The organism is Prevotella conceptionensis 9403948 (assembly GCF_000312305.1).
Taxonomy (GTDB): domain Bacteria; phylum Bacteroidota; class Bacteroidia; order Bacteroidales; family Bacteroidaceae; genus Prevotella; species Prevotella conceptionensis.
In genome coordinates this window covers 284,979-287,873 of record NZ_HE999448.1, presented here as the reverse complement: position 1 = coordinate 287,873, position 2,895 = coordinate 284,979, and the positions used below count along the sequence as shown (strand labels likewise).

Annotated in this window: 1 protein-coding gene and 2 pseudogenes; 2 read left to right on the top strand and 1 reads right to left on the bottom strand. The window is 49.7% G+C overall.

Annotation, left to right across the window (positions count from 1 at the left end; all coding sequences use genetic code 11):
* Positions 1-675 (bottom strand): annotated as a pseudogene (locus BN93_RS18005) (hypothetical protein); the annotation flags it as partial.
* Between the two features lie 250 nt (positions 676-925).
* Between BN93_RS18005 and purB the strand changes: the two are divergent.
* Positions 926-2,272, top strand: coding sequence for an adenylosuccinate lyase (gene purB, locus BN93_RS10510; RefSeq protein ID WP_019188288.1), 1,347 nt, complete (start codon positions 926-928; stop codon positions 2,270-2,272).
* Positions 2,273-2,456: 184 nt separating this feature from the next.
* A pseudogene (locus tag BN93_RS10505) lies at positions 2,457-2,895 on the top strand (pseudouridine synthase); the annotation flags it as partial.

The window sequence follows — 2,895 nt, the reverse complement described above, 5'->3', positions numbered from 1 at the left end:
GTGAAGGATGGTTGCAGCCACGAAAGCCGTTGCTGTATGCCCCGATGGAAACGAGTTGTGGGTGCTGTTGTCGGGCCGCATTTGGTTCACCGTAGTTTTAATGGTGTTCACTATTGCGGCCATAATGGCAAACGACATCGCGCTACTAGCCAAATAACGAACGGGAGAACTCTTGCCCCGAACGCCCATAACCTGCATGCCTGTGGCTAAGGCAAAGGGCGCAAACTGCACATAATCGTCGACCGACGACTTAAATTCGGGAACAAACTCTTTGTGCAAGTAATACACGCGGTGGCGTTCGCTTCTGCCCAACACGCCTGCAAGGATGAGCGGAAGGCCAACGTAGGTTAAACTTCGGTCGAACCTAATGTCGTCGCGACGATGTATAACCGAGTCGTTCGCGGCCGTTTCGGGCTGTACCTCGTGCAGGGAGCGTGCCGTAAGAGCCGAGTCTGTCGTCTCGTTTTTTACGCTTACGCTATCTGCGGGCACGCCAACGCGTTCGGCATCGCTGCTTTGGGCGGCGACGTCGAGGGCGAACAACAAAAAGAGGACTACCCAAACGCACTGGACAATGCGCCAATGCCAAGCAAAGAAAGGCTCTGCTTGCTTGTTTTCCTGTGTTCGGCTATGTTCGTTTACATGTAGAGTTGAACTGTTTTTTGATGTCAGCATAGTGCTAATTGGTGATTGTTGGTACGGCCTTCTCGACCTGCGGCACGCAAAGATAGCAAAAAATCCACTTTCAACAAAGCCTTTATTGTAAAAAGATAGTGGCTACGAGCAAGCCAACTGCTTGCCAACAAGGGGCACAAGACACTTTTTTACCAAAAAAGTTCACTACAAGACACATTTTAATATATAAAACATGGAAGTGTCAATTTATTGTGGTAAATTTGCAATTCAATTAGTACTATAAAGTTATATGAGTCTTAACATGCTTACAGCCATCACGCCTATCGATGGCCGTTATCGCGGTAAAACCGAACCGTTAGCCAACTACTTTTCGGAATATGCCCTTATTCGCTATCGTGTAAGGGTTGAAATAGAATATTTTATCGCCCTTTGCGAGCTGCCTTTGCCACAATTGGCCGGTGTGGGCAGCGAGCGTTTCGACCAGCTACGCGACATATACCGCACTTTCGACGAGGCTAAGGCACAGCGTGTTAAAGACATCGAGAAGGTTACGAACCACGACGTGAAGGCCGTGGAGTATTTCATTAAGGAAGAATTCGATGCCATTGGCGGCTTGGAACCTTACAAGGAGTTCATCCACTTTGGGCTAACTTCGCAAGACATCAATAACACCAGCGTGCCACTTTCGCTGAAAGAGGCTCTCGAAGAATGTTATTACCCATTATTGGAGCAGCTGATTGGACAGTTGAAACAATATGCCGAAACGTGGAAAGACGTGCCCATGCTGGCCAAAACGCACGGCCAGCCTGCATCGCCCACACGTCTTGGCAAAGAAGTTGGCGTGTTTGCCTATCGCTTGGAGGAGCAGTTGGCGCAGCTTAAAGCCTGCAAGATGTCGGCTAAGTTTGGCGGAGCCACAGGCAACTACAACGCCCACCACGTGGCATACCCACAAATAGACTGGCGCGACTTCGGCAACCGATTCGTTAGCGACAAGCTGGGACTGGTGCGCGAGCAGCTAACCACGCAGATAAGCAACTACGACAACATGGGCGCAGCCTTCGATGCCATGCGCCGCATCAACACAATCGTACTTGATTTGAACCGCGACTTCTGGATGTACATATCTATGGACTACTTCAAACAGAAGATAAAGTCGGGCGAAGTGGGGTCGAGTGCCATGCCACACAAGGTTAATCCCATCGACTTTGAAAACAGCGAAGGCAACCTGGGGCTGGCAAACGCCGTGTTACAGTTCTTGGCACAAAAGCTACCCGTTAGTCGCTTGCAACGCGACCTCACCGATTCTACCGTGCTACGCAACGTGGGCGTGCCTATGGGACATGCACTCATCGCCTTCCAAAGCACGCTCAAAGGATTAGGAAAGCTCATTCTTAACGAGGAGAAACTGGCCGAAGACTTGGAGAATACTTGGGCGGTGGTGGCCGAGGCCATACAAACCATTTTGCGTAGAGAGGCATATCCCAACCCCTACGAGGCGTTGAAAGCCCTAACACGCACGAACGAGAAGATGACGGAGCGCACTATCCACGACTTTGTTAATCAACTGAACGTAAGCCAGGACGTGAAGAAAGAACTGCTCGCGATTAAACCTTGGAACTACACTGGGGTATAAGCAGGGACTGATAGGAAACAAGAGAAATATAAAAGAAAACCAGTTAACTGGCCAACTTGTCTACTGGTTAACTGGCCAACTCGTTAACTCGTCAACTAAGTAACATAAACTAACTAAACTATAAATTAAAGGAATTAAAAGTAAAGTATTAACGCAACCGTGAGGTTAAAAAAGAATTAAAATTATGGAATCAGAAATGGAAAAGACCCCTCAAGACACGTCGAAAGGACAGCAAGAGGAAAGCCGTGAAGGCTACAACGCAGGTGGAAGCTATTCCCGAACCTATGGAAATGCTGGTGCAAGAACGCAAAGGCCACGAATTCACACCCAACGCGCCTACAGTACCGACCGCAGAAGCAGCGGCGGAGAAGACGAAGGAGCATTCCGCCCCGAAGGATTTGGAGCCAACTTGCAAAGCGGTGCAGCACCCCAACAAAGGCAATATCGCCCTCGTTACAACAACTACAACAACGAAGGTGGCGGCTATCAGCAACGCAGCAGCTACAACAGCAACAACCGCAGCGGATACCAACAACGTCAAGAAGGCGGATACCGTTCGCGTTACAACAATGCACAAGAGGGCGAGGGCGGCTACCAACAGCGCGCCAACTACCAACCTAGGC